The organism is Candidatus Delongbacteria bacterium (genome assembly GCA_020634015.1).
Lineage (GTDB): Bacteria > CAIWAD01 > CAIWAD01 > CAIWAD01 > CAIWAD01 > JACKCN01.
On sequence record JACKCN010000001.1, the window covers coordinates 429,553 to 455,186 of the forward strand.

Sequence of the window (25,634 nt, forward strand, 5' to 3'; positions counted from 1 at the left end):
GTGTGTGGCGCGCGATGCGCGCTTGGGCGGGAAGGATCGGGTGGCGTGTGTCGCGTTGAGCACGGGGGTTTTGGTGCTGCCTGCGGCGCACCACTTTTGGGGGTCTGGGGTTGTGGGACTTGTGCTGTGCATGCGGGATGAAGAAATGGTTGGTTCGAATTGTGTGACGGGCAGTGTTGGAAATGGGAATGATGAATCCTGTGGGGGTTGAGGGGTGGGGGTGCTGAATGGTGAGTACGGGGATCTCATTGTATGCGATCTCGGAGGTCGAGTATGAAAAAGCCGGTTTCCGTGGGGAAACCGGCTTGGGTGTGAATCGGGATCGGGACTAGAACTTGAAGCAGGTGATTTCGGACTTGCCGGACTTGAAGAAGAGGCGGCCGCCGAGTTCGTCGACTTCGTAGACGGGGTCCTTGGTGCCCAGGACCACGGACTTCATGTTCGCGCCGGTCACCTTGTCGACCTGGATCACGCCGGCACCGGCTTTCTGCCCGCCGGGTCCCACATCCGCCAGCATGTAGACGAAGTTCTGCGAGCTCTCGGATTGGGCGAAGCGTTCTGACATGACGGGGTTCTTGGTGATCAGAGTGTAGGATGCTTCGCCGCGCCCACTCGCGCTCTGGGCGGCGCGGGCGTTGGCCTGACCGTAGGCGTTGGCCACAGATGCCGCATTCACGGCCAGGATCACCGCCGTGCTGGCGATCTTGGCCAGCATGCCCGCCTGGGGAGCCCGATTGTAGGTCCAGTAGACCTGCTTGCCCTTGGTGTCGTACAGCGCCAGGTTCTGGCTGGAAATCAGCAGGTACCCGTTGTCACGCAGCTCCAGAGTGTGCGGGATCTCGCCGTCGCCCAGCTTGATCTTGTCGGCCAGCTCCTTGTGATCGCCCGAGGCGATGTCGATCTGGTGGATTTCGGAGTCGGCATAGATCACGATCTTGTCGCCGTCGATCACGAAGGAACTGGCGCTCTCCAGATCCTTGAAGGGCTTCTTCCAGCTCTTCTCACCACTCTTCGTGTCCAGGGTCATGATGAAGGGCTTGCCCTTGGGGTCGCTGCCGCCTGGACCACCGCGCACCACAAGACCCTTCTCGGTGTACGCCATCTGATAGGCGATGCCGCGCAGCTTTTCGGGCTTGTTCCAGAGCACCTTGCCATCGGCCACATTCACGGCCACAACGTTGTTGTCATGAGGAACGTAAACGGTCTTGCCATCCGTGCTCAGGGTGATCGGAGCATACCCCGCCTTGGGGGCCGGGACGCCCTTGATCTTCAGATCGCAGCTCCAGATGATCTTGCCGGTTTCCGCGTTGATCCGGCGCAGACCCATGACGGACATCAGCTCCAGAAAACTGCCGTCCTCGAGAAACAGCGGGCGCTGGTTGCCCATCACGCCCAGCCGGGACTTCTTCTCGGTGCTGATGCTGAACAGCTGGGGCGTCTTGCCCGGCTTGTACCAGTCGTCCGCGCTCCAGAAGGCGCTGCCCGTGGCCAGGTCCACCAGCTTGGTGATCGGCTTGCCCTTCTTGTCGTAACCGAAGATCAGCAGCCCGCCCGCTTCGGGCAGATAGAACTGGCCGCTGCAATTGCCCAGTTCGATGGTGGATGTGTCCCAAAGAATCGTGCCGGTGATCAGGTCCACCAGGTAGGTCGTGGTTCCAAAGCCCAGCACACCGCCCTTGTAGGTGATGGCGCCGAACTGGGTGCCATCAAGCACTTCCAGGAAGTCCTCGGGCATCTTCTTGAACTGCTCGAGGGTCCAGACGATCTTGCCGTCGGCGGGATCCACGCCAAAAATGGCGTCCTTGTTGCCAATGACCAGATACCCGGCATCACTCAGCTTCTGCCAGTCGATTTCCTTCTGAAAGTCCTGAGTCCAGCTTGCCTCGACGTTCGCCGCTTGTGCGGTCTGGGAGAGCCAGAATACCAGACAGAATGCCAATAGACGCATCATGGATGAATCACTCCTTTTGGTGGACGCTACGGGGAACATCCGGCGGTTTCCTGCTTGCCACGGCTCTTCCACTCGCATGTTCAAAGCTGAACAGAACAGCCGTCGCTGGATTATCGGGTTCAACCGCCCGCACCCTGAGACTCCTCGGCGATCTGTTGTCCACTGCACCGGGCAGCGGGCCTGGCCCGCCCGTGAATCCGGCAGGTCGCACAGCACGCGACCCGGCAAGAGTCCCACTTCAGGCGGGTTGCTCATCCCGGGCGAAGAGTTCCATGTATTCGGGGTGGGCGCGCAGCAGGTCTTCGTGGCGTCCGCTGTGCACGATGCGTCCGCGGTCCAGCCAGAGTACCCGGTCGGCCACTCTGGCAGTGGCTTCGCGATGAGTCGAAACCAGCACACCAGTCTGGGGCAGCCATTGGCGCAGGCGCGTCCAGAAGAGCTGTTCGGTGGCCGCGTCCAGCGCGCTGGTGACGTCGTCCAGCAGCAGCACGTCGGGACGGGTGGCCAGTGCCCGGGCGATCGCCACCCTGGCCCGTTGCCCGCCCGAGAGTCCGATGCCGCCCTGGGCGATTTCCCGTTCGGGGGGAAACTCGTCCAGCACGCAGGCCGTGCTCAGGCTGTCCAGCACGCGCTGGGCGTCGATGCCTTCGCGATCCATGGAGACGTTCTCGCCCACGGTGCCCGAAAACAGCAGGTTTTCCTGTGGCACATAGCCCAGCCAACTGCTGCGGCGCGAGGTTTCCAGTTCCTCGACCGGCACGTGATCCAGGGTGACAACCCCGTGTTCGGCGGGCAGCAGCCCGGCGGCCAGATCCAGCAGAGTGCTCTTGCCGCACCCCACGGGGCCCACCAACGCCACCATCTCGCCCCGGCCCACCTCGAGTCCGATGCCTTCCAGCAGCGGCACGCCGCCTTCCCAGCGGAAGGCGAGGTCGTGCACGCGCAGGGTGCCCGTGTGCGCCGGCCGCCGGATACCGGGGGTGAATTCCGGCTCCTCTTCGATCTGGCTCAGGCGATCCACGCTGGATCCCACCAGAGTGGTGGACACGAAGAACCAGCTCAGGGTCCAGAGCGGTTCGGTCAGGCTGGAGAGATAGGTCACGAAGGCGTAGAAATCTCCCAGGCTGAGCTGGCCCTTGATCAGGTAGTACCCACCGGCGAAGAGCACCACGATCACGCCCAGCTGGTTCAGCAGGGCGCCCAGCGCTTCCAGCAGCGCGCGCAGGGTCAGCACGTTCTTCTCGCTGGATTCGCGGTCGTGCAGCACACGGTCGAGCAGGCGTGACTGCGCGGCCTCGGCCACATAACTGAGCACGATGCGCACTCCGCTGAAAGCCGATTCCAGCACATCCACGGTCTGGCTGGTGCGTTTCTGGCGTTCGGAGTAGTGCCGCTCCTGGATCTTCTCGGTGCGCGACAGGGCCCAGACCACGATCGGCAGGGGCAGGGTCGCGAAGAGAGTCAGTTTCCAGTTGAGTGTCAGCATCACCACCAGGCTGAAGATCAGCACCAGACTGGCCTCCACCGGACGCATCACGCCGCTGCAGGAATACCAGCTCAGCTTGTCCTCGGTGTCCACATCGTCGGTCAGCCGGGTCACCAGGTCACCGGAGCGATAGCGCGTGTAGAACGCGGGTTTCTTGCGCAGCACCGTGTGCAATGTGCGCATCCGGATGGCCATGCCCAGATCCAGGTTGGCCTTGGCCCGGCTCACGGGCAGCAGCCATTGAATGGTCTGCTGCAGCACTCCAGCACCCAGCAGGGCCAGCACCCAGCCTCTGGCCGAGAGCGCGTTGCCCGGATCGACGAGCGCATCCAGCACGAACTTGAAGATCAGCGGATACAGCGTGCGAATGGCCACCGCCAGCACGGTCAGTCCCAGCACCAGCAGCAACTGTTTCCGCTGCAGGCGCCACAGCGGCGCCAGCCAACGCAGGACTCTTCTCAGGACTTTCATCGTTCTCCTCCGGGATCCGGGGCAAGCATCTCGTCGCGAGATCCCTTTCCCTGGGGCATGTCCGCCAGATCCTCGTGCGTGTCATGCAGACCTTCGCGGGCCTGCATCTCCACCAGCCGGGCGTAGACGCCGCCCAGGGCCAGCAGGCTCTCGTGGGTGCCACGCTCGACGATGCGGCCCTGGTCCAGCACCAGAATCTGGTGGGCGCGCTTGACCGTGCTCAGCCGGTGTGCCACCAGCAGGGTGGTCCGGTTGCTGGTCAAGGCGTCCAGGGCACGCTGGATCCGACGCTCGGTGCCGGGGTCCACGCTGCTGGTGGCCTCGTCCAGAATCAGCAGGGGCGGGTCCACACAGAGCGCGCGCGCGAAGGCCAGCAACTGGCGCTGACCGTAGGACAGATCCTTGCCACGCTCGGCCAGAATGGCCTGCAATCCGCCCGGGCGATTCTCGAGTGCCTCGAGGATTCCGGCCGTCCGGGCCGCCTCGCGCACGCGGGCCTCCGGGATCTCGTCACGGAAGGCGCGCAGGTTGTCGAGCACCGGGGCCGGAAAGAGATACAGGTCCTGCAGCACCAGCCCGAAGCGGCGCCGGTACTGGTCCAGCTCCAGCTCGCGAATGTCCACGCCGTCCATCAGAATGCTGCCCGAGCTCACATCACGCAGCCGGGTGATCAGATTGATGATCGTGGACTTGCCGCTGCCGGTGGGGCCCACCAGGGCCACGGTCTGGCCGTGTTCCAGACTGAAGCTGACCTCGCGCAGCACCGGCTCGCCTGCAGTGTATTCGAAGCTCACCTCGCGGAACTCGATCTTTCCGGGCACGTCGGGCACCGGCCTGGGCGATGCATGGCCGGGCACCATGGGCTGCGTGTCCAGCGCCGAGAAAATGCGATCGGCGGCCCCGCCCGCACGCTGGATCTCGGCCAGCTGTTCGGACAGCTGCAGAATGGGCCAGTAGATCATCGCGGCATACTGGGCGAACATCACCAGCGTGCCCGTGGTCAGGCTGCCGTCCTGGATCCAGCCCGCTCCCAGCCAGAGCGCCAGTGCGGTCATGAGAATCTCGACCAGTCCGATGCCTCCCCAGAAGCCGTACTCCAGAAACATCAGCCGTGTGGTGAAGCGTCTGTAGATGTTGTTGCTCACGGCCACCCGGGCCTCGGCCCAGCGCAATCTGCCCAGCGCCTGCAGCAGACGCGAGGCGGGCACCACTTCGGCCACCTGACCCGTGAGACTGGCGTACAGCCGCCGTTCCTCGCGGAACCTGCTGCGCATGCGCGTGAACATGAGCAGTGTGCCCGCGATCATCAGCGGCAGCATGAGCGCCGCGATGGCCAGCAGGCGCAGATCGGTGCCACCGATGACCACCAGGGCGCCGGCCACCAGGCAGAGGGGCGAGAGAATGCGCATGGCCATGGTGCTGCACAGGTTCACCAGACGCTGGCTGTCGCTTTCGGTACGCGAGACCAGGCTGCCCACGGGATGCTGCTCGAGCCAGCCCAGCCCCAGGCTGAGGAAGTGGGTGAAGAGCACGCGCTTGATGCGGTTGATCACCAGCACGCCCGTGCGCCCCATCAGGATGGTGGCCGCCGCGGAAACCAATCCGCCCGCCACCATCAGGCCCAGATAGAGCGAGGCGTGACGCAGCAGCGAGGACACGTCACCGGAGGGGAAATCCTTGTCCACGATCAGCCTGAAGATCATTGGCTGCAGCACGACCAGGCAGACTCCCACCAAGGTCAGCAGCAGCGCGCCCAGGAAAGCCCAGCGATGGGGTCGCAGATAGGGCCAGACCCGACGGAAGAGCGACAGGGTGGGCAAGCGGGGCGGAGCTTCGTGCTCCTCGAATCCGGAATCATCGTCCCACATGGGAGACTCCTGAGACTATGGATCACCCGGAACGGGGTGTCATGAACGATGGCTGTATTGGAATGAGTGAAAACGCGACGCGGTTGACGCGTTCGCGGAAGCCAGGAACGGGGCTGTGACGCCTGTTCTAGCGGTTATTGAGGGGAGTGCGAATCAGCATAGTGGCGCCAACAATAAAACTCGTTCGCCAGAGAAGCAAGCACTCATGGGTGAAATCTTCATCCAGCACGTCAACCGAACAACCAGACACGCAGGGCGCTCAGGCGGGCGCGATCCAGTTCGGCCCCCAGCAGGCCACCCAGAATCAGCAGGCCACCCAGGGCTTCCCGCGTGCTGAGATGTTCTCCGGCCAGCATCCAGGCGAAGAGCACCGCGAACACGGGTTCCATGGTGTAGATCACGGCCGCCTTCTCCGGGGCGATCTCGCGCTGGAAGCGAATCTGGAGGGCCAGGGCGAGCACGGTGGCCAGCAGACCGCAGATCAGCAGCGCCAGCACCAGGTCCAGGGTCCAGTCCAGCTGCAGCGGGCCGCGGAAGGGCAGGCAGGCGGTGGCGAGCACGGCCACGGTCAGCACCTGCCAGAAGGTCAGGGTCCAGGTGTGTCCGGCCGTGGGAGTACGATCCATCAGCAGGATCTGCACCGCGAACACGAACGCACAGCCGATGGTCAGGGCGTCGCCCAGAGCGGTGCCCGAGCCTGCTCCCTCGAGAATGCCGGGATTCATGACCCAGAGACCCGCCAGGGCCAGAGCCACCGAAAGTATCACGCCTCCCCGGGGTCTGCGGCGCTCCAGCACGGCCAGGATCATGGGCACGAACAGTACCGCCAGCGAGGTGAAGAAGCCGGACCGACTGGCACTGGTGTGCACCAGACCCAAGGTCTGCAGCAGGTAGCCCAGGAACAGCACAGTGCCCAGCAGCACCCCGCGTCCAAGCTGCAGCAGGCTGCCCAGCCGGACCCGCCGATGGAAGAACAGCAGCGTCAGCGGAGCGGCCAGTCCAAAGCGCAGGGCGACGAACAGCACCGGATCCACACTCGCGAGAGCCTTGTGGATCAGGGTGAAGGTCGCCCCCCAGATCAGGGTGGCCAGCAGCAGCCAGCGGGTGGCGGTCAAGGCGCTTCTCCGGTTGGAAAGGGACCACATCACGACGCGCCAAGCTAACGAAAGGGGTCTCAGGTTGGACATGCCCGGCTCGAGAACCCACCCGCCCAACCGGGAACGATGTTATGTGTCGCTGCTGGTGTTCAATGCTTGCACGGCGCGTCCATGGGTCCAATCTTCGGGTGCTCGCCAGACTCGCATCCACAGAATCCGGAGATTGACATGTCACTGATGAAACGCCTTGTGCAGGGGTTGGGAGTGCTGATCCTGGTGGTGGTGGTCGTGGGTCTGTTCCTGCCCCGCGACTACGAGGTCTCGCGTTCGATCGTGATCCAGGCCAGCCGCGAGGCCGTGCACGCCCGGGTGGGCGAGCTGCGGGCCTGGCCGAACTGGTCGCCCTGGCTGGAGAACGATCCCACCATCGTCACCACCCTGGGCGAGAAGACCACTGGCGTGGGCGCCAGCCAGAGCTGGACCAGTAAGGAGGGGCCGGGCGAGCTGACCTTCACCGAGTGCTCGCTCGAGCAGGGCATCGCCTACGACATGGTCTTCGACAACCGGCACAGGTCAAAGGGCGTGATGAGCTACGAGGATGATCCCGGCGGAGTGCGTGTCACCTGGGGCATGACGGGCCGGATGGAGCTGCCCGTGATCGGCGGGTATTTCTGCCTGTTGATGGACACGATGGTCGGCCCGATGTTCGACACGGGATTGAGCAAGCTGAAGACCGTGGTCGAAGCCAACTGATCCTGGCCAGCCGGACCGCTGCGCTCAGTTGCGCAGCGGCTTGCCGGTCTTCAGCATGTGACGCAGGCGGTCCTGGGTTGCTCTGGTGAGCGCCAGCCGGGCGAATTCCTCGCGCTCGAGGCGCAGGATGCACTCCTCGTCCACCGGATGGCTCGTGTCCGCCTGCTCGCCCCCACTGAGAATCCGGGCCAGGCTGGCGGCGATGTCCGCGTCGTGTTCCGTGATCTTTCCCGACGCGCGGAATCCCTGCACGGCCAGCTCCATGGCCACTCGCCCACCGGGGCCGGGCAGGCGCAGGTCCTGGCGCGCGACGGGCGCGATGTAATCGGTGGCCAGCTCGAGTACTTTCTGACGGGCTCGCTCAAGCAGCGCCGCGCGATCCAGCACGATCTCCGTGTGCGCCGGAAGCAGACCGAAGAAGATCGCTTCGGCAGCCGATCCGCTGACCTTGGCGAAGGCGATCGTTTCAAAGGCCTGCTGCACGGGCGGGAAAGGCCCCGGGCGGCGGGGAGCCAACCGGTCGATCCAGTGTTCCAGCACCCGCAGGCAGCCTCCCCCGGCAGGAATCACGCCCACGCCCGCTTCCACCAGCCCCGCATAGAGTTCGGCGTGTGCCACCACCGCATCACTGCCGGCAGTCAGCTCCACTCCTCCGCCCAGGCAGAGCCCGAAGGGCGCGGCCACCACCGGGAAGGGAGCGTGACGCAGAGCAAGAATCACCCGCTGGAACTGTTCGCAGACGCCTTCGATGGCCTCCCGGTCACCGGACTCGGCCAGACGCAGGATCAGTTGCAGATTGGCCCCGGCGCAGAAGTTGGCTCCACCATGGCCGATCACCAGACCGCGATAGCCCTTGTCGGGCACGGCGCGCAGGGCCACAGCCAGGGTCTCGATCACGCTCTCGTCAATCGGGTTCAGCTGGGGCTGAAGCACGCTGTGGAATTCCAGCCCGGCCACTCCTTCCCCCAGATCCAGCAGGCTGGCCGACCAGCCCCGATGCAGCACGGGATGGATCCGGCGACAGGTTTCCAGATCCAGCTCGCCGGGAATGCTCTCCACGGCGCGCCACTCGCAGGTGGCGGGCTCCAGGATTTCGCGCGTCCCGCCGTTCCAGCGGTGGAAGGTCTCGGCTCCGCTGGCCAGGAATCTGTCCAGCCAGGGCGCCAGTCGTGCGCCTTCCCGTTTCAGGCGCTGCAGGCTGCGGCGCACACCGATCGAGTCCCAGAGACGGAAGGGCCCCATCTCCCAGCCAAACCCCCAGCAGAGTGCGCGATCCAGGCTTTCCAGCTTGCCGCCGGCAATCTCTTCCACTTGCCAGGCCGCGTAGAGCAGCGTCTCGCCCAGCAGGGCCCGCAGAAAACGGCCCGCCCGGTCCTCTTCCCAGTAGAGGGCTTCCACGCGACGGCCCAGGTCCTTCCAGCGCCGCCAGAGCTTCAGGCTCTCGAAGCGCGGCTTGAGCAGTGGCCCATACTCGCGCGTGACAAGGTCCAGTTGCTCCAGGCCCGCGGCGCTCTTGCGATAGAATCCGGCGCCGCTTTTCTGGCCCAATGCCCCTTTCTCCACCAGCTGAATCAGCAACTCGGAGGGTTGGAACACGGCCCGCCAGGGATCGGTGGCACAGGCCTCATATGTCCCCTGGGTAACGTGCAGCAGCGTATCCAGCCCCACCACATCCGCCGTGCGGAAGGACGCACTCTTGGGACGTCCCAGCAGCGGGCCGGTGAGCGCGTCCACTTCCTCGACGCTCAGTCCGTGTTCCAGGGCCAGCTGCAGAGTGCGCTGGAGCCCGAAGACCCCAATGCGGTTGGCAATGAAATTGGGGGTCAGCCGCGCTTCGACCACCCCCTTGCCCAGGGTCTCACGCGCGAACCGGGCGAAAGTACCCAGCAATTCCGGATCCGTCTCAGGCAGGGCGACCAGTTCCAGCAGGCGCAGGTAGCGCGGTGGGTTGAAGAAATGGGTCACCAGAAAGCGGCGGCGCTGTGCCGGACTGAGCACGGCGGCGATCTCGGCGGCGGGCAGTCCGCTGGTGTTGGTGCTGATCAGCGCGCCATCGGACAGATGGGGAGCCACGCTGGTGAAGAGCTGGCGTTTCCAGTCGAGCACTTCGGGAATCGCCTCGCAGACCCAGTCCACATCGGCCAGCCGGGCCGCGTCCTCGTCAATGCCCAGCGCCGTGATGCGTCGGGCGCTCCCGGGCGAATAGAAGGCTGCGGGGCGGATGCTGGTGGCACGCTGCAGACCCTGACTGGCCAGTTCCAGATCACGATCGAAGAGCAGGACCTCGAGCCCGGCGTTGGCGCAGTGGGCGGCGATCTGGCTGCCCATCACACCCGCTCCAAGCACGGCCACACGGCGGATCTCAGTCATGGTCGGGCCTCCGCACGATGGTGGCGATGCCCTGTCCGCCCCCGATGCAGAGGGTGGCCAGGCCCGTGCGCAGCTTGCGGTGTTCCATCACGCTCAGCAGGGTGCAGAGGATGCGGGCCCCACTGGCGCCCAGCGGATGCCCCAGGGCCAGCGCACCGCCGTGCAGGTTGACCTTCTCGGCGGGCCAGCCGCCATGGCGGATCACATACAGCGACTGAGCCGCGAAGGCTTCGTTGAGTTCGATGGCATCGATCGCGTCCCAGTCCAGCCCGGCTGCGGCCATGGCTTTGGCACTGGCGGGAATCGGGCCGGACCCCATCCGGGTGGGATCCACACCAGCAATTCCCCGGGAAACGACTTCGGCGCGCACGGTCAGGCCGTGTTCGGCGGCGAACTCAGTGGAGCATACCAGCAGCGCGGCCGCACCCTTGGATACCGGCGAACTGGTGGCCGCCGTGATGCTGCCAGCGGCCAGGAAAGCCGGTGCCAGCGAGCGCATCTTCTCCAGATCCGGCGTGCGTGGCCCTTCGTCGTGTGCCATCATGCCATCGGGAGTCTGAACCGGCAGGATCTCGCGGTCCAGCAGACCGGCCTCGCGGGCCGCCAGCGCACGCCTGTGCGACTCGGCGGAAAAGGCTTCCTGGTCTTCCCGCGTGATGCCCAGGTCGCGCGCCAGATTCTCGGCGGTCTCGCCCATGTTCATGTAATAGCCGGCACGAGCCAGTTCGGGGTGGAAGTCCGGATTGTAACCGCCCATCGGCACCGCGAACATGTCCTCCATGCCCGCGGCGATGGCACACTGGATATCCCCGCATTCGATGGCCTGTGATACGGCATGCAGCGCGTCCATGGACGAGCCGCAGAAGCGGTTGATCACTCGGGCCGGAGTCGAATCGGGCAAACCGGCCAGCAGAGCCACTCCGCGCGCGGCCAGCATGCCCTGGATTCCCTCGGGAAAGGCACAGCCCAGCACCACATCATCCACGGCCTGGCCGGCCATGCCGCGGTTGCGTGCCAGCAGCCCGCGCAGCAGGTCGGCGGTCAGCTGGTCCACACGCACCCGGCTGAGAGCGCCATTCTTGAGGCCGATGGGGGTACGCGCCGCATCCACGATGACCGCACGGGTTGCCATGTTCTAGCTCCTTCCAGTTGTCCGGGCCGGGCAGCCCGATGCTCGTGATCCGCCGGATTCCGGCCTCAGCGTCCTTCGGGCCAGCCGCCGTGCTGCGCCAGGCTGTGTGCCAGGGCACGCGACAGTGCATAGGGATTCAGCTGTGCATCCCGGTGGACATCCAAGGCGGTCAGTGCCTCGTCGGCAATGGCACCCGCATCGCCAAGGCCAGCGCGCAGACGGGCGGCGCAATGCCGGGCCTCGGCCAGGCTTTCGCAGGCCAGCAGTCCCAGGGCGTGCATCACACAGTGCGGGTCCTTGAATTCCCGGTGCCAGTGGCGTACTCGCAGGCAGGCGCTGTCGAGCGCGAAGACCGTGGTCGCAAGGTCCGCCAGATCCTCGCCGGCCAGCTGGCGCAGGGCCAGATCCTGGCCCCAGGCCGTGATCGCCGCATCCAGCAGGGTGCAGAAGGCGCGCCTCACCCTGTGCAGCACGTCCAGGGCGGGGGCCAGTCCGGGGGGATCCCCGGGCAGTGCCGGGGTCTCGCGGTCGCCATTGCGCAGAGTCAATTGCCCTTCCAGAGCGGCGCGCAGCAGGTTGCCCACGATCACCTGGCGATTGATCTCGTTGGTGCCTTCGAAAATGCGGTCGACGCGGTTGTCGCGGAAAATGCCGGCCAGTCCATACTCTTCAATGAAACCGTATCCGCCCAGACTCTGCAGGCCGGCGTCGGAAATGCGGAACAGCGATTCGCTGCCGTGGATCTTGACCATCGAGCTTTCCAGGGCCAGACTTTCGAGCACGACGGCCGCCTCGCGCCCATGCAGGCGTGCGTCCCCAGTGCCCATGCCATCGGCCAGCAGCCCCAGCACGCGCCAGGCCATGCTCTCCAGGGCCAGCAGGCGACTGCCCATGGCGGCCAGTTTGCCCTGCAGGGCTTCGAAGTTGGCGATGGCCGTGCCGAACTGGCGCCGCTCGCCCGTGTAACGCACGGTGTCGCGAATGCAGACCCGGCTCAGGCCCAGATCCATCAACCCGAGCTTGAGACGGCCCAGGTCCAGAGTCACCAGCGCGATGGCCGTGCCCTCGCCCACCTGACCGATCAGGTGATCCAGTGGCACGCGCACCTCTTCCAGGATCAATGGAGCGGTGCTGCTGCCCTTGAGCCCCATCTTGTGCTCCTCCAGCCCGATCGAGAGCCCGGGAGTGTCACGGGGCACGAAGAATGCGCTGAAACCCTGGCCCTCGGAGGACCGGGCCTGGGCGAACACGATGAAGTAGTCGGCGAATCCGGCATTGGTGATGTATTGCTTGCGCCCCGTGATGACCCAGTGCTCCCCATCGACGACTGCACGGGAGCTGGCGGCCAGGGCATCGCTGCCGCTGCCGGGCTCGGTGAGGGCGTAGGCACCCTTGAGCTCGCCGCTGGCCACGCCGGGCAACCAGCGCGCCTTCTGTTCCTCGGTGCCGTACAGCAGGATCGGCAGCAGACCAATGCCCGTGACCGCGCCCAGACTGACCATCAAACTGGCGCTGCGGCACTCGGCCAGGTACTCGGAGGAAGCCACGGCCGTGATCCAGCCCAGCTCGAGGCCACCGTGCGCTTCAGGAATGTCCACGGCGCAGAGGCCCAGTTCGGCACACTGGTCCAGCAGCTGGCGGGTCAGCGCCAGGTCGAAATTTTCCAGGTCGGCGCGCCGGGGTGCCAGCTGTTCGCTGGCGAACTGGCACAGGGTCTGGCGGAATTCGCGCTGCGAGTCATCGAGGGCTTCCGGAGCCAGCGGCGCAGGGCCCGATCCGGTGGCGGTGAGGTGAGAAAAACGCGTGGGCATGGGGCGATCCTGGCTTGAGGTCCAGTGTTCCGATGCGCGTCGTGGGAGCCGTCATCCGCATCGAAGGGGTACGTTTCAAGGTATCGGCCACTTTCTGGCCATCCTGAGACTGAGTTCCGTATCCCTTGACCCAAGATCTTCGGTTTCCCGCACGACATATGGTAAAATGACGCCCGGTTGCAGCCGGTACCCCACAGGCAACCACCTGACATCATCATCCCTGCGTCTCTACAACCAATTCCGGTTTTCCGTTCCGCCGGAACTCATGGTGCATTCTTGGCGCTCCTGACGATTCAAGCCCAACCCAGAGGTGAGCATGCCAAAAGCCTGTCAGAAGGAACTTGTGCTCGAGACAGCCCGGACACTGATCCTGGCGGATGGCTACGATGCGGTCACTGTCCGCCAGATCGCACGCCAGGCCGAGCTGACCACCGGAGCGATCTACTCCAACTACCGCAACAAGGCCGAGATTCTGGGAATTCTGGTGACCGAGTCCTGGGAACTCCTGCGAGGCGAGATCCAGAGCAAGGTGCTGAAGGAGCCCGATCTGAAGCGCCGCCTGCGCCTGTTCTTCAACAGCTACCGCGACTACAGCCGCAGCCACCCCGAGCATTTCACTCTGCTGCTGTATATGGCCTCGCACCCCGAAGTCTTCGCCGAACTGTCCGAGGAGGTCCAGCGGGACATCATCGCCCGACGGGCTGAACTGGTGAACCGGATGATCGAGTTGGTGGATGCCATGAAAGCCCAGGGCTGTCTGAAGGACGTGGACTCGACCACCTACGTGATCGCCCTGATCTCCACGGCCAATGGCCTGCTGCAGTCGCGCTCGCGCTCGTTGTACAGCCAGTACGGTGTGGACATGGATCGCGTCGACGACCTGATCATGGGCCGTCTGATCGATTCGGTCTGCAACTGAGAATCAGGCCGGGCGGGGCGGCAGCTGGCTGAGAAACTGTGCCAGCAGCGAGTAGTATGCCAGAGGCTGGCTTCGGTGGCACAGGTGTCGGCAGTCGGGCAGGATCCGGCAACTCGCGCCCGGAATGGCCGCGGCCAGGCGATGGGCGTGTGCCTGATCCACGAACGCATCCTGGTCGCCCTGGACCACCAGGCTGGGGCAGGTGATCGCGCCCAGTTCCTTCAGAATGGACCAGTCGCGCCAGACCGGATCCCGAAATCCCTCGAACCACTTTTCCATGCTTTCGGCGAAGACGGGCCGTGCCGCGCCCGGAGGATATTTCACCAACAGCTTGCGGGCCCGACGCTCCAGCTCTTCCTCCATTGAAGACTGAAAGAATCCGTGCGCCCCCTCCACCACCAGACCCAGCACGGACTGTGGCCGCCGCGCCGTGTGCAGCAGGGCGATGGTACCGCCGTCACTGGTGCCCACGATGGGCAGTGCGGCCTGCAGTCCCAGCCGCTCACGCAGAGCCTGCAGCAGGCGCTCTTCCTGGTCGAAGAAATCCCGGGGAAAGTGGTCACGGGGCTGGCTCAGGCCATATCCGGGGCGCTCGTAGCGCCAGAGGCGGTGGCTGCGGGCCAGTTGGCGACAGCCTTCGTCCCATTCGCCGGCGTTCCAGCCTCCTCCACCACTGTGCAGCAGCAGGAGAGGCGGACCGGAGCCCAGCGCCTCCACGTGAAGTCGCCATCCCTGCACCTCCAGGAACACACTCAGGCGTGTGCCGGAACGTTCAGGCACGGTCGTATTTCAGCAGGATGCCGCAGAACGACAACAGAATCAGGTTGCGGATCACGGACTTGAGCCCCACATCCCCGGCCAGGGCTGCTCCCAGCTTGCCGAAACAGCCACAGTCGACCACGATGCCCTGGGACATCACCCAGAAGAAACTGAGGGTGAAGAAACCCAGCATCAATGTGATCCACCAGAGCCCCGCGCGTCGCGCGATGCCGCTGAGCAGGGCCAGGGCCGCCAGGGCCTCCAGCCAGGGCATCACGATCGCGGGCAGATTGCTGAAGGCGCGTGGCACCAGCTTGAAGTTGCGGATCACGGTGGCGAAATCGTGAGGTTCGCTGATCTTGCCCCAGGCTGCCAGCAGAAACAGTCCGGCCAGCACAATGCGGCAGGTCCACAGCGTGGCCGGGTGGGCCAGGATGTGTTTCATCTTTCAGACTCCACGGGCATGCTGAGCTGGTTCCACTCCTCGAAACCGCCGGTGTAGATGCGCACCTTCTGATAACCGCGCTCGATCATCAGGTCGGCCAGCTCGTGCGACAATTCGCAATCCCCGCCATCGCAGTAGAGCACCAGCAGCATGCCTTTGGGCATGGTGAAGGGAATTTCTTCGTTGCGATAGGCATCGGTGGGCAGATTGATCGCACCCGGAATGTGTCCCTGGGAAAACTTGTCCTGGTCGCGGGCATCCACGAAGACAGCCAGTTCCTTGCTGAAGAGCGCATCCACTTCGGCGAAGGTCACCGTGGCCAGTTGGGGAGTCTGCGCCGCCACCAGAGTATCCGCGCCGGCGGCTCCGGTCTCGATCAGATCCTTGGCGATCAGCGAGAGCCCCTGGGGACGCAGGGCATTGAACGTGGTACCCAGCACGAGCGCCAGCAGGGCCATCAGCACGAAACTTGTCAGGGTCTTCATCGGGTTTCCTTTCTGGGTGTCGGGCTCGTGTCAGGTCCACGGATCACGGGGCGATTCACAGGATACGCCTGCGTGTCGGCCTTCAGGTCCGGGCCCAGGGCCCGGGCTTTGCCGGTCATTCCCGGCGGTTCTTCAGGCCAGCAGGCTGGCCACTCGCTCGCGCAATGCGGGAAGCACCTCCGCTTCGAACCAGGCGTTGCGTCGCAGCCAGAGTCCGTTCCGGGGGCTGGGGTGCGGCAGGGGCAAGGCCCGGGGCCAATGGCTGCGCCAGTCCTTCACGGTTTCCGTCAGCGTCCTCCCAGACGATCCCAGATGCCAGGCTTGCGCGAAGGTCCCCAGCACCAAGGTGAGCTCCACCTGCGTCAGCACCTGCAGAAGTTGAGCGCGCCAGGTGGCCGCACACTCCGGGCGAGGCGCAAGATCTCCGCTGCTTCCGCTTCCCGGATAGCAGAATCCCATGGGCAGAATCGCGAAGCGCCGCCGGTCCAGAAAGACTTCCCGCGAGACGCCCAGCCATTCGCGCAGACGCTTGCCGCTGGCATCATCGAAAGGAATGCCCGTCTCGTGGACCTTTCGACCCGGGGCCTGGCCCGCGATCAGGATGCGCGCCTTTGGATGCACCTGCAGTACCGGGCGCACTCCATGTGGCAGGGCCGATTCGCACAGGGTACAGGCTCGCACTCGGTCCAGCAGGGTCTCGAAGCCCGCCATGCCTGTTCCTTACCTCCACTGTGACTCGGTCCAGTGCAGGCCCGGGGTCGGATGGGGCCTACAGACAGCGGATCACGAAGGCCGGACCCTGCTGGCCGCCCGGCATCCGTCCGGCCAGATGGCGCGTATCCAGAGTGAATCCGCTGCTGCTCTGGAACAGCATGTCCAGCAGGGGCACCAGCATCTCGGAAGCCATCCGGTTGCCCGCCTGGGGCACGGCCACCCGTGCTCGTCGTGCGATGAAGTAGAGCGGGGCGCGCAGCGGTGGCAGATACATCACGAAGGGCAACTCGCCCCGATCGGGACGGGCCAGGCTGAGAAAACGAGCCGGTTGCCCCGAGACCACGCTGCGCGCAGCCTCCAGCCGTTTCCAACTGGTCCAGATGCCCAGCTTGAGTCCGCCAAACAGCACCAACCACACCAGCGCCGCTTCGATGTGCCAGCGGCTCAGCAGCCAGAGCGCCAGCAGGGCCAGCGACAGGGTCAGCAACTGCATCAGGCGTGGCCCCCCGGGAAACAACACGCTGACAAGGGACAGCGAACAGAGGACGACCAGCAGGAAACCCAGCGCGATGCCCATTCTGACACTCCTGTTGGCGACGCGACCTGTTGCAAACACCCGGGTCGTCTGCGGGTTCCCGGAAATCCTGGTACAGCAGCTTCGGGCCGGGGCGAGCAAAATGCACAACCGGTGGCAGGCGGGCAATGCCTGCTACCTGCCCGCGGCTGCGCCGCAGCATGCCGGATGGAAATTGTGAGGACAGAGTTGTCTCTGGCAACTCCGCCTCCGGTTGGCTATCGTGACAGCCGGTTCCCAACCGCTTTGCACAGCACAGACAACCTGTCCGTCGTTCCGGAATCCGGAGTGGCGGCTTCATCCTGTTCAGGAGACCCCGATGTCTTGTTCTCATCCGTCCTTCCGTCGTGCCCTGCAGCTGGGCAGTTGCCTGTTGGCTCTGGGGTTGGTGCCACTGGGCAGTGCCCTTCCCGGGACTGCCGTGCGCAGCGCGGATGGGGCCCATCTGGCGGCCCTGATCGGCAGCCCCGGTGCTCCTCTCTGGCCGGCCTCGGGCAGTGCGGTCGCCACGGCACGGGCTTTCGTGCAGACCTGGGGAGATGCACTGGAACTGCAATCCCAGGGTATTGACCTGCAGCTCAAGCGCCAGGGCAAGGATCCCGCAGGAGCCGAGCATCTGGCCTATGACCTGTTCTACAAGAATCGTCTGCTCTTCGGGCAGGGAGTGGTGCTGCACTTCGACAGCAAGGGCGCGCTGGTCTCGCTCAACGGCCGTGTGCCCCGTCTGCCGGGCAAGGTGGACGCGGGTCAGCCGATTGACGTGCAGCAGGTCGCCGACCGTCTGATGGACGTGACCCGTGACTGGAACCCGCGGATCGGCAAGGCCGAACTGGTCTGGGTCAACCTGGCCTGGCTGGGCCTGCCCGACTCGGGCCTGCGTCTGGCCTGGCACATCGAGGGCGCCGATTTCGAGCGCGCCGTCGAGCAGGCGATCCTGGTGGATGCGCTCTCGGGCGAACTGATGAATTCCTGGAGCCTGATCCACACGGTGCAGGACCGGCGGATCTACAATGGCAATGGCGGCTCGGCGCTGCCCGGCACCCTCGCACGCAGCGAGGGGCAGGCGGCCACCGGCAATTTCGACATCGACGCGGCCTACGACTACTACGGTGACACATACGGATACTTCTGGCGTGGTCACGGGCGCGACAGCATCGATGGGCTGGGCCTGCCGATGGTGGCCACCACCCATTCCACCTCGCCGCCCTGCCCCAACGCCTACTGGAGCGATGGCCTGCAGCAGATGGTGTTCTGCAACGGCACCGTCACCGACGACGTGGTGGCCCACGAACTGACCCACGGTGTCACCAGCAACACCGCCGGGCTGATCTACCAGAACCAGTCGGGCCAGCTCAACGAAAGCTTCTCCGACGTGTTCGGCGAGCTGGTGGACCTGTACAATGGCGACGCCAGCGTGGCCGGTGCCCCCGGTGGAGTCGCCTGGCCGGCACACGGCACGGGCCCCGGGCTGGATACACCCAACAACGCCCGCAGCAGTTGCAGCACCAGTCACACGGACGGTGTGCGCTGGCTGATCGGCGAAGATGCCGCGGCCTTCGGGGGTGAGATCCGCGACATGTGGGATCCCACCTGCCTGGGCGACCCGGATTACGCCAACAGCCCGCTGCAGACCTGCCCTTCCGGTGACTCGGGCGGTGTGCACTCGGGCAGCGGCATTCCCAATCACGCCTTCGCGATTCTGGTGGACGGCAAGGACTACAACGGCTATTCGGTCAGTGGCATCGGCACGATCAAGGCCGGGGCGATCTGGTACCAGACCCTGGCCTGGTACCTGGTGCCCTCCTCCGATTTCGAGGACGCCTATCTGGCCTTCAATCTGGCTGGCAGCTCGCTGCTGGGAGTGAACCTGGCCGATCCGCGCACGGGCCTGGCCTCCGGCCACATTGTGGACAGTTCGGACCTTGTCCAGCTTGACCGTGCCCTGCGCGCGGTGGAAATGAACACCGAAGGCGCCTGCGGCGGTGGCAGTTCGGTGCTGAGTTCCGATGAAATCAGCGCCTGCCCCGCGGGTGACACATTCTTCAGCGAGGACTTCGAGGCGGGTCTGGGCAGCTGGACCGTGTCACACAGCGCCATGCCCACTCCCTACGACTGGGTCGGCGCCGGCAACCTGCCCGTAGGGCGCGCGGGCAACGCCGCCTGGTGCGAAGACCGCAACGTGGGTGATTGTGCGGGACAGGACGAGACGGGCAGCCATACCCTGACCAGTCCATGGATCCAGTGTGGCACGTTGGCTGGTCGCCCGCTGCTCTCCTTCCGGCACTTCGTGAACACCGAGGGTGGCTACGATGGCTGCATCGTGCAGGTGCAGACTGCCGCTGGTACCACGACACTGGGCTTCGATGCCTGGCTCTTCAATCCGCCCAACGCTCCCCTGAATGCTGGCAATCCCTTCAGCGGCATCCCGGGTTTCACGGGCAACACCTCGAGCTGGGGGCACTCACTGGCGGACCTCGGACCCGTATTGGCCGGGGCCGACAGCCTGCGTCTGGTCTTCAGCCTGGGCAAGGACGGCTGCACGGGCAGCACGGGCTGGTATGTGGATGATGTGCGCCTGATCGATTGTGGCGACTGTGACCAGGACGGCAATGACGACCAGTCGCAGTTCCTGGTCTCGGGCACCCACTTCATGCCCATGCCCTCGACCCTCTTCGGCGAGAGCTGGAGTCCGGGTGATCTGCCGCCGGCCGATGACACCGTCACTCTGTGTGTCAGCGCGCGCGGCGACCTGAGTTCCCCGACCGAATCGGTCACGGTGGACCTGAACGGCACCGTGCTGGGCACCCTCTTCGCCAGCGGCGCCTCCGACTGCCCCGGCAGCCCCTCCCGCCGGGAACTGGACCTGAGTCCCGCGGTGTTCAACGCGGCCCTCGGCGCCGGTGCGGACGTGTTCGGTTTCCATTCCTCGTCCGATGTCAACACCACGCTCTGTGGGCCGAGCAATCACATGGTGGTGACCCTGAAGTACCGGCACGGCAGCGCGGGTGATCTGGACAACGACTGGATCCCCGATGGCTGCCAGTCCCTGCTGCCGGCACCTGCCGCCGAACTGAGCTACAGCGGCAATTCGCTGACGCTCAGCTGGAACCCGGTACCCGGCGCCAGTTCCTACCGTGTGCTGGTGACCGTGGATGGAGTGGTTGAAGATCTGGGCACCACCGCCGCCACCAGCATGGATCTGAGTTCGCGTCTGGCCGTCGGGCCATCCAATCAGGTGGAAACCGTGCGCGTGATCGCACTGGACTGAGCTCCGGATCTTGTCCACAAGACATCGGGCCGGACGTCCATGGGACGTCCGGCCCGATTCTCTCCCGGGGGAGCTGGAGGCACGATTCGTGTGTCTCGTGCGCCAGGCTCAGGGACCGACCACGACCACCCGGTAGAGCGCCAGCGAAGGGGCGGCCGGCAGCAGTTCCGCATGACCGGTGCCCGTGACGGTGGCGACCAGGGTGGCCGGCGACAGGGGCTGAGCCGGATCGCTCAGGCGATGAACCTGATAGGCCAGTGCCTGGGGAACGGCCGACCAGCTCAGGCTGAGAAAGCTGCCAGAATGAGTGATCTGCAGGTCCGTGACCGACTGCAGGGGCGGAATCAGGTCGGCCAGGCTGCGCGGCTCAAGTTTGGGCAGGTCGAAACTCCAGTGCATGGTGCCGATGATCGCGCCAAAGGATTCGCCGACCGAAGGGGTATGGGCGAAGTTGAGATCATCCACCACCAGGCTGGCGCCACTGTCCATCACTTCCCACTCACCGAAGCCCAGGTCGGTCTGACTGACGGTGACCGACGGGACCCGCACCAGCACACTTTCCCAGTCCTCGAGCGCGGCCGTGGCACAATCGATCTCGACCGGTTCGGGAAGAGCTGCCGTGCCGATCACACCGAAGGCGCTCACGGAGGTGATTTCCGTGAGCCCGAAGTACTCGCTGACCGTGCCCGTCACGCTCACACGATCGCCGATCTGGGCACTCTGCCCCGGAGCGTAGACATGCACGCCATTCCAGGCTCCGGCAGCATCCTGAACCACCCAGGCATTGCCCGCCAGGGCCGCCGCCACCACCGTGCCCTCGATCATCACGCTTTGCCCCGCCAAGGGCGAATCCCCCGAGGGATCCGTGGTGTACTGGATCTCATGGATCGCGGTGGGCACGACCTGCACCGATCCATAACGGGCCACGAATTCCTGATAGTACTGGTTGGCCAGATTGGCGTCGTGCAGCACCAGCAGGTTCTCGTCGTTGACCGTGTTGGCCGCCGTGCTGTAATTCGTGCTGCCCATGATCACCACCGGATCGCTGTCGGGATGATTGGCATCGATCAGGATGTACTTGTGATGCAGCAGGCCGCCCAGATTGTCAAGGATCACGGGGGCGGGCGGGCTCCAGGGACTGCTGCCCGTGCCGGTCATGTTGTTGTATTGTGAGTACACGTCGATCTGGTCGGCATCAAAGACTCCCTCGACCAGCACGCCGGCCTGATGCCGGGCGCGCATCGCGTCGGCCACGTCGATCCGGGTGAAGGAAAAGGCGCAGAACTGGATCTCATGGTCGGCGCTGGCCAGCAGGCTGGCGATGTTGCTCATGACCGCATCGCTGGGCGAGAAGAAACTCTGCACCGCAATGCTGTCCACCTGGGCGCTGTGCGAGGTGTTGTTGGTCTTGCGTGAGCCAAACCGGCTGAGGCTGGCATTGGGTGTGTCGCCGCTGGACCCCCACATCTCGTCGAATTCCGCGGTGTAGATCGCGGCCAGCGCATCGGACTGGATCACCATCAGATTGTTGGCGTCGTTGTTCAGACCACCGGCATTGTAATTCCAGGAACCGGAGCTGAGCACGGCCTGGCCCGCCGGAGCGCCGGCCCGGGCGTCCGCGATCAGAATCTTGTTGTGCATCAGGCCCGTGCCGTCATTGAGACCGAATTCGTCGTCGATCACCGGAATGCCCGCGCTCTCCAGCGAGCTCAACACACTGCCGCTGTGATAGTCCGCCTCGGTGATCACGCGCACGACCACTCCCCGTGAATGAGCGGCCAGGATCGCGTTGCCGATCTGGCTGTCGGTCAGCGAATAGAGACACACGTCCAGCGAGTGCTGGCTCCCGTTGATCAGCGCAAGAGCCGGGGTGTAGAAGTTGGCGTTGCCGTTCGCGGGCTGCCAGCTGGCCACGGCGGTATTGACCGTGCGATTGAAGTACACGCTCACGGCCCCGGTCGTGGGCGGCTGTGTGCCTCCGTCGGATTGAGGAGTGGGCGCCTGCACCACGAAATCCGCGGGACAGTCGTCGCTGTCGCTGCCGCTGGGCTGGCGGGCCATCGAGGAACCCGAAGGCGTGGATCCAAAGGACACCACGCCGGGAAAGGAGCCCCCCTCCCAGGCCACCGCATCGACGATGCCAGTGTATGGGCCCGTGCTCAGGATCAGCTCGTCGCCCGTATTGCCCAGGGCGAAAGCGGCCACCAGATCGGGAGCGAATCCGAAGACCGTGGTGAAGGTGGCGGCGTCCTTGGCGATGACCAGTCGCTGGCCCGCCCCGAGCACGGTCCCGGCGGGCAACTGGCCGTAATACTCGCCACCGCCGGATGTTTCCTCATCGCCGAAGTACCAGCCGGACAGATCGACCGCGGCCGCCGTGGGATTGTAGAGTTCGACGAATTCATCCAGGTCGCCGCTGACTTCGCCATCGTAGAACACTTCATCGATGACAACGTGGGACGCGATCTGGGCCGGGGCCAGACCGGCCAGGCACAGCAGCAGAGCAAGGGAAAAGGACGCGCGCATGATGTCGGTTCCTGGAGTTCGGTCCACTCTCCCGGTGCGGCAGGAGGCGGAGACGGGTGCTGGAAATCGGGTCGTTGGGTGCGTGGAAGGAGCCAATCGGCGGGCTCGCAGTCAATCTTTTTGTCCTCAGGAGGAATTTCCCGCCCCGGGCGTCCGGCGTCCGGGGGCCCGATTCGCTACATTCCGGCCGTTCAAGGAAGCGGCCATGTGCACCATTTTTCTCGCCACGGATCCACACCCCGACTGGAGCCTGCTGCTGCTGGGCAACCGGGACGAGTTCCATGCCCGGCCCAGCCAGGACTGCGGCTGGTGGCCCGACACACCCGGACTGCTGGCCGGACGGGATCTGCAGCGGGGAGGCATCTGGCTGGGTGTGACCCGTCGCGGCCGATGGTGCGCCACGACCAATGTGCGCCGTCCGAGCGCACACGAACCGCCCGCGAACGCCCCCAGTCGCGGCAAACTGGGCCTGGAGTTTCTGGCACGCTCCCAGCGTCTGCACGACTGGCTGGATCGCCTGGCCGAGAGTGCGGGCTCATTTCCCGGATACAATCTTCTGTTGGGCGAAGGGGCTTCGGGGTACTGGGTCAGCAACCGGTTGCCGCTGGTGTCCGCGGCCGGGCAGTCGATCTGCCGCCGCCTGGACCCGGGCATCCATGGTCTGAGCAATGGCACCCTCAATGAAGACTGGCCCAAGGTGCGCGAGGGTCGCCTGCGCCTGAAGCAGCTGTTGCTGCAACAGGCCAGACCCGAAGAAGATGCCCTGCTGGACCTGCTGCTTGACCAGCGCACCTGGCCCGACGCTCAATTGCCCGACACGGGAGTGGGCCCGGAACTGGAGCGCCGCCTCTCGGCCCTGTTCATCCGGGGCCGCGAGTACGGCACGCGCGCCAGCACCTTGCTGATCCGCGAACACAGCGGCCGCTGGATCCTGCGCGAACGCCGCTGGGCTCCCGAAGGGGTTCCCGCGGGCGACAGTCGCTTCGAATTCATGGAAGAAAGCCAGGAAACGCGCACGTGAAGTCTGCCACACAGTTCAAGGGACCGGCCGCCGCGCGTGTCACGATTCCCTCCGGCTCCGGTATGGGTCGCCGTCGTGCGCTGGTCCTGGTGGGCATTCATCTGGCGATTGGCGCACACATCCTGCACTGGAAACTGACGGGAAGCACCCTCAGCCCCCTGGAACCCTCCGAGGCGATCGCCTTCTCGCGGGACGGGCTGATCAATGCGGGCACTCTGCTCCTGCTGCTGGCGATTCTGGTCACCGCGCTCTTCGGGCGCTTCTTCTGCGGCTGGAGCTGCCATCTGCTGGCCATCCAGGACGGCTCGCGCTGGCTGCTGGCGCGCCTGGGGCTTCAGCCCCGCCCGCTTGAATCACGCGTGCTGCGCTGGGTGCCCATGCTGGCCTTCGTCTACATGTTCCTCTGGCCGCTGCTGGCGCGCCTGCTGCAGACACGCGAGGTTTCCGGCCGTCTGGAGCTGATGACACCCACCTTCTGGGCCACCTTTCCCGGCTGGACCCTGGGCATTCTGACCTTCGTGCTCTGCGGGGCCCTGATCGTCTGGTTTCTGGGCGCCAAGGGTTTCTGCACCTACGCCTGCCCTTATGGCGCCGCCTTCACCGTGGTGGACAAGGTCTCGCCCCTGCGGATCCGGGTCAATTCCTCCTGCGCGGGCTGTGCGCTGTGCACGAGCGTCTGCACCTCGGGTGTCAACGTGAGCCGCGAGGTGCACACTCACGGCATGGTGGTCAGCAGCGGTTGCATGAAGACGCTGGACTGCGTGGCGGCCTGCCCCAACAAGGCCCTGCGCCTGGGCTGGGGACTGCCCGCCCTGGGTCGCGCGGCGGCACGCACGCGTGATCGGCGCACACGCGGTCTGATCTGGATCGAAGAAGGAATGCTGTTGCTGCTGGCGCTGGCCTCCTTCCTGGCCCTGCGCGGTCTCTACGGCAAGGTCTCGTTTCTGCTGGCTCTGGGAGTCGCGGTGATGGTGGCCTTCCTGGGGCTCAGCGTCTACCGGCTGTTCCGGGAACACCAGTTCCGCGTGCAATCCTGGGAGCTGCGCCGGGACGGAGAGCTCACCGGAGGGGGCAGAGTCTTTCTGGGAATGGCGGCGATCGTCATGCTCTTCGTGGCGCATTCTGGATGGATCCAGTGGGAAAGCTGGCGTGCGATCAGCGCTCTCGATCGGGCCAGCCTGCTGGAAGGTGAGGCCGGTGACACACAACTGGAGATCGCCAGCCAGCATGCCCGACTGGCCGTGTCGTACGGAGTGGCGCCGGACCACCGTATGCAGATCCTGCTGGCCCGCGTCGCCCAGCGCAGGCAGGATCCCGGCGCTGCCGAAATGCATTACCGGCTGGCCCTGAGGGCCGAACCGCGCAGCCATGCGCTGCAGGTGGAGCTGGGGGAATTTCTGGTGGCCCACGGGCAGGTCAAGGAAGGCTGGACACTGGTCGAAGAAGGCCTGAAGGGCGCCCCGGGACTGGAACGCGCGCGCCAGAGCCTGGGCCTGCACTGGCTGGAGACGGGGCGCAGCACCGAAGCGGCCAGACTCTTTGCCGAGGGCGAAAGAATGGACCCGGGTGATCCCGCCTGGCCCGCGCATCACGGCAATGCCCTGCTGCTCAGCGGCGATCCGGAGCGGGCCGAACTGGCCTGGCAACGGGCGCTGGACCTCCAGCCAGGATACCGGCCCGCCCTGCGCCGACTGGCTGAATTGCGCTGCCAGCAGGGTCGTTTTCCCGAAGGCCTGTCCATGATCGACGAGCTGCTCGCGGACTCCCCCAAGGACGCGGAGCTGCAGCTGCTGGCCGCCCGAGCCGCCTGGGCCGGAGGCCAGCGCGAGCGCGCGCGCCTGCACCTGGACCTGGCCCAGCGTTTCGGCGCCAACGCGGCGGGTGTCAACGAACTCCAGGGCCTGTTGACCCAGGACCCCTGAGCCTGCCGCATCGATGATTTGTATACGCGAGTCGAAGGTCACCCCCCAGCTGCAGAAATGAA

The 25,634-nt window shown here is 65.3% G+C and carries 19 protein-coding genes; 6 read left to right on the plus strand and 13 right to left on the minus strand.

From position 1 onward, the window contains the following. Positions 1 to 328: 328 nt before the first annotated feature. The 4 genes from H6678_01825 to H6678_01840 form a co-directional block, all read right to left on the minus strand. Positions 329 to 1,951, minus strand: coding sequence for a PQQ-binding-like beta-propeller repeat protein (locus tag H6678_01825; GenBank protein ID MCB9472528.1), 1,623 nt, complete (start codon positions 1,949 to 1,951; stop codon positions 329 to 331). Positions 1,952 to 2,189: 238 nt separating this feature from the next. Further along, complete coding sequence (locus tag H6678_01830; GenBank protein ID MCB9472529.1) at positions 2,190 to 3,908, minus strand: ABC transporter ATP-binding protein; 1,719 nt, start codon at positions 3,906 to 3,908, stop codon at positions 2,190 to 2,192. Next, positions 3,905 to 5,776 (minus strand): ABC transporter ATP-binding protein, encoded by a 1,872-nt coding sequence (locus H6678_01835; protein MCB9472530.1) that lies wholly within the window; start codon positions 5,774 to 5,776, stop codon positions 3,905 to 3,907. Before H6678_01835 ends, H6678_01830 begins: the two co-directional genes overlap by 4 nt. Positions 5,777 to 6,006: 230 nt before the next feature. After that, a complete protein-coding gene (locus H6678_01840; GenBank protein ID MCB9472531.1) occupies positions 6,007 to 6,891 on the minus strand; it encodes a DMT family transporter in 885 nt (294 codons plus the stop codon). Positions 6,892 to 7,101: 210 nt separating this feature from the next. Here H6678_01840 and H6678_01845 point away from each other — a divergent pair, with 210 nt between their 5' ends. Beyond that, complete coding sequence (locus H6678_01845) at positions 7,102 to 7,626, plus strand: SRPBCC family protein (GenBank protein ID MCB9472532.1); 525 nt, start codon at positions 7,102 to 7,104, stop codon at positions 7,624 to 7,626. A 24-nt stretch (positions 7,627 to 7,650) separates the two neighbouring features. On the opposite strand, the gene H6678_01850 is transcribed toward H6678_01845, so the two are convergent. The 3 genes from H6678_01850 to H6678_01860 all read right to left on the minus strand — a co-directional run bounded on the left by H6678_01850 (position 7,651) and on the right by H6678_01860 (position 12,939). Next, positions 7,651 to 9,996: an enoyl-CoA hydratase/isomerase family protein gene (locus H6678_01850; GenBank protein MCB9472533.1), complete on the minus strand. Its 2,346-nt coding sequence runs from the start codon at positions 9,994 to 9,996 to the stop codon at positions 7,651 to 7,653. Continuing rightward, positions 9,989 to 11,128, minus strand: a complete 1,140-nt coding sequence (locus H6678_01855; GenBank protein ID MCB9472534.1) for a thiolase family protein — start codon at positions 11,126 to 11,128, stop codon at positions 9,989 to 9,991. The genes H6678_01850 and H6678_01855 overlap by 8 nt, the downstream gene beginning before the upstream one ends. A 65-nt stretch (positions 11,129 to 11,193) precedes the next feature. Continuing rightward, the gene (locus H6678_01860; protein ID MCB9472535.1) at positions 11,194 to 12,939 is read right to left on the minus strand and encodes an acyl-CoA dehydrogenase family protein; all 1,746 of its coding nucleotides are present in this window, start codon (positions 12,937 to 12,939) and stop codon (positions 11,194 to 11,196) included. 316 nt (positions 12,940 to 13,255) lie between these two features. Between H6678_01860 and H6678_01865 the strand changes: the two genes are divergently transcribed. Further along, positions 13,256 to 13,858, plus strand: a complete 603-nt coding sequence (locus tag H6678_01865) for a TetR/AcrR family transcriptional regulator (GenBank protein MCB9472536.1) — start codon at positions 13,256 to 13,258, stop codon at positions 13,856 to 13,858. A 3-nt stretch (positions 13,859 to 13,861) separates the two neighbouring features. Here the strand turns inward: H6678_01865 and H6678_01870 are convergent, their stop codons facing one another. The 5 genes from H6678_01870 to H6678_01890 form a co-directional block, all read right to left on the minus strand. Continuing rightward, on the minus strand, positions 13,862 to 14,638 hold the full coding sequence (locus H6678_01870) for an alpha/beta fold hydrolase (GenBank protein ID MCB9472537.1): 777 nt from the start codon (positions 14,636 to 14,638) through the stop codon (positions 13,862 to 13,864). Beyond that, the gene (locus H6678_01875; GenBank protein ID MCB9472538.1) at positions 14,631 to 15,062 is read right to left on the minus strand and encodes a DoxX family membrane protein; all 432 of its coding nucleotides are present in this window, start codon (positions 15,060 to 15,062) and stop codon (positions 14,631 to 14,633) included. Before H6678_01875 ends, H6678_01870 begins: the two co-directional genes overlap by 8 nt. Next, a complete protein-coding gene (locus H6678_01880; GenBank protein MCB9472539.1) occupies positions 15,059 to 15,547 on the minus strand; it encodes a rhodanese-like domain-containing protein in 489 nt (162 codons plus the stop codon). The genes H6678_01875 and H6678_01880 overlap by 4 nt, the downstream gene beginning before the upstream one ends. A gap of 132 nt (positions 15,548 to 15,679) precedes the next feature. Beyond that, positions 15,680 to 16,258: a uracil-DNA glycosylase family protein gene (locus H6678_01885; GenBank protein ID MCB9472540.1), complete on the minus strand. Its 579-nt coding sequence runs from the start codon at positions 16,256 to 16,258 to the stop codon at positions 15,680 to 15,682. Positions 16,259 to 16,316: 58 nt separating this feature from the next. After that, a complete protein-coding gene (locus H6678_01890; protein ID MCB9472541.1) occupies positions 16,317 to 16,838 on the minus strand; it encodes a hypothetical protein in 522 nt (173 codons plus the stop codon). Between H6678_01890 and H6678_01895 the strand changes: the two genes are divergently transcribed. Continuing rightward, positions 16,831 to 17,016 (plus strand): hypothetical protein, encoded by a 186-nt coding sequence (locus H6678_01895; GenBank protein ID MCB9472542.1) that lies wholly within the window; start codon positions 16,831 to 16,833, stop codon positions 17,014 to 17,016. The two genes, H6678_01890 and H6678_01895, sit on opposite strands and share 8 nt — an antisense overlap. 138 nt (positions 17,017 to 17,154) lie before the next feature. Continuing rightward, positions 17,155 to 20,103 carry a M4 family metallopeptidase gene (locus H6678_01900; GenBank protein ID MCB9472543.1) on the plus strand — a complete coding sequence of 983 codons (2,949 nt, stop codon included), beginning with the start codon at positions 17,155 to 17,157 and terminating at the stop codon, positions 20,101 to 20,103. Positions 20,104 to 20,211: 108 nt separating this feature from the next. Here the strand turns inward: H6678_01900 and H6678_01905 are convergent, their stop codons facing one another. After that, entirely contained in the window at positions 20,212 to 22,629 is a 2,418-nt protein-coding gene (locus H6678_01905) for a lamin tail domain-containing protein (protein MCB9472544.1), read from the minus strand. Positions 22,630 to 22,834: 205 nt separating this feature from the next. Here H6678_01905 and H6678_01910 point away from each other — a divergent pair, with 205 nt between their 5' ends. Together H6678_01910 and H6678_01915 are read left to right on the plus strand one after the other, a co-directional pair. Next, a complete protein-coding gene (locus H6678_01910) occupies positions 22,835 to 23,650 on the plus strand; it encodes an NRDE family protein (GenBank protein ID MCB9472545.1) in 816 nt (271 codons plus the stop codon). Continuing rightward, entirely contained in the window at positions 23,647 to 25,572 is a 1,926-nt protein-coding gene (locus H6678_01915; GenBank protein ID MCB9472546.1) for a tetratricopeptide repeat protein, read from the plus strand. Before H6678_01910 ends, H6678_01915 begins: the two co-directional genes overlap by 4 nt. Positions 25,573 to 25,634 lie beyond the last annotated feature (62 nt).

What these genes read in the sequence shown, in the direction of transcription:
- H6678_01830 (MCB9472529.1), bottom strand. Translation starts at nt 3,908, where the DNA reads ATGAAAGTCCTGAGAAGAGTCCTGCGTTGGCTGGCGCCGCTGTGGCGC.
- H6678_01825 (MCB9472528.1), bottom strand. Translation starts at nt 1,951, where the DNA reads ATGATGCGTCTATTGGCATTCTGTCTGGTATTCTGGCTCTCCCAGACC.
- H6678_01835 (MCB9472530.1), bottom strand. Translation starts at nt 5,776, where the DNA reads ATGTGGGACGATGATTCCGGATTCGAGGAGCACGAAGCTCCGCCCCGC.
- H6678_01855 (MCB9472534.1), bottom strand. Translation starts at nt 11,128, where the DNA reads ATGGCAACCCGTGCGGTCATCGTGGATGCGGCGCGTACCCCCATCGGC.
- H6678_01900 (MCB9472543.1), top strand. Translation starts at nt 17,155, where the DNA reads ATGTCTTGTTCTCATCCGTCCTTCCGTCGTGCCCTGCAGCTGGGCAGT.
- H6678_01910 (MCB9472545.1), top strand. Translation starts at nt 22,835, where the DNA reads ATGTGCACCATTTTTCTCGCCACGGATCCACACCCCGACTGGAGCCTG.
- H6678_01895 (MCB9472542.1), top strand. Translation starts at nt 16,831, where the DNA reads ATGCCCATTCTGACACTCCTGTTGGCGACGCGACCTGTTGCAAACACC.
- H6678_01905 (MCB9472544.1), bottom strand. Translation starts at nt 22,629, where the DNA reads ATGCGCGCGTCCTTTTCCCTTGCTCTGCTGCTGTGCCTGGCCGGTCTG.
- H6678_01880 (MCB9472539.1), bottom strand. Translation starts at nt 15,547, where the DNA reads ATGAAGACCCTGACAAGTTTCGTGCTGATGGCCCTGCTGGCGCTCGTG.
- H6678_01875 (MCB9472538.1), bottom strand. Translation starts at nt 15,062, where the DNA reads ATGAAACACATCCTGGCCCACCCGGCCACGCTGTGGACCTGCCGCATT.
- H6678_01860 (MCB9472535.1), bottom strand. Translation starts at nt 12,939, where the DNA reads ATGCCCACGCGTTTTTCTCACCTCACCGCCACCGGATCGGGCCCTGCG.
- H6678_01865 (MCB9472536.1), top strand. Translation starts at nt 13,256, where the DNA reads ATGCCAAAAGCCTGTCAGAAGGAACTTGTGCTCGAGACAGCCCGGACA.
- H6678_01845 (MCB9472532.1), top strand. Translation starts at nt 7,102, where the DNA reads ATGTCACTGATGAAACGCCTTGTGCAGGGGTTGGGAGTGCTGATCCTG.
- H6678_01890 (MCB9472541.1), bottom strand. Translation starts at nt 16,838, where the DNA reads ATGGGCATCGCGCTGGGTTTCCTGCTGGTCGTCCTCTGTTCGCTGTCC.
- H6678_01885 (MCB9472540.1), bottom strand. Translation starts at nt 16,258, where the DNA reads ATGGCGGGCTTCGAGACCCTGCTGGACCGAGTGCGAGCCTGTACCCTG.
- H6678_01850 (MCB9472533.1), bottom strand. Translation starts at nt 9,996, where the DNA reads ATGACTGAGATCCGCCGTGTGGCCGTGCTTGGAGCGGGTGTGATGGGC.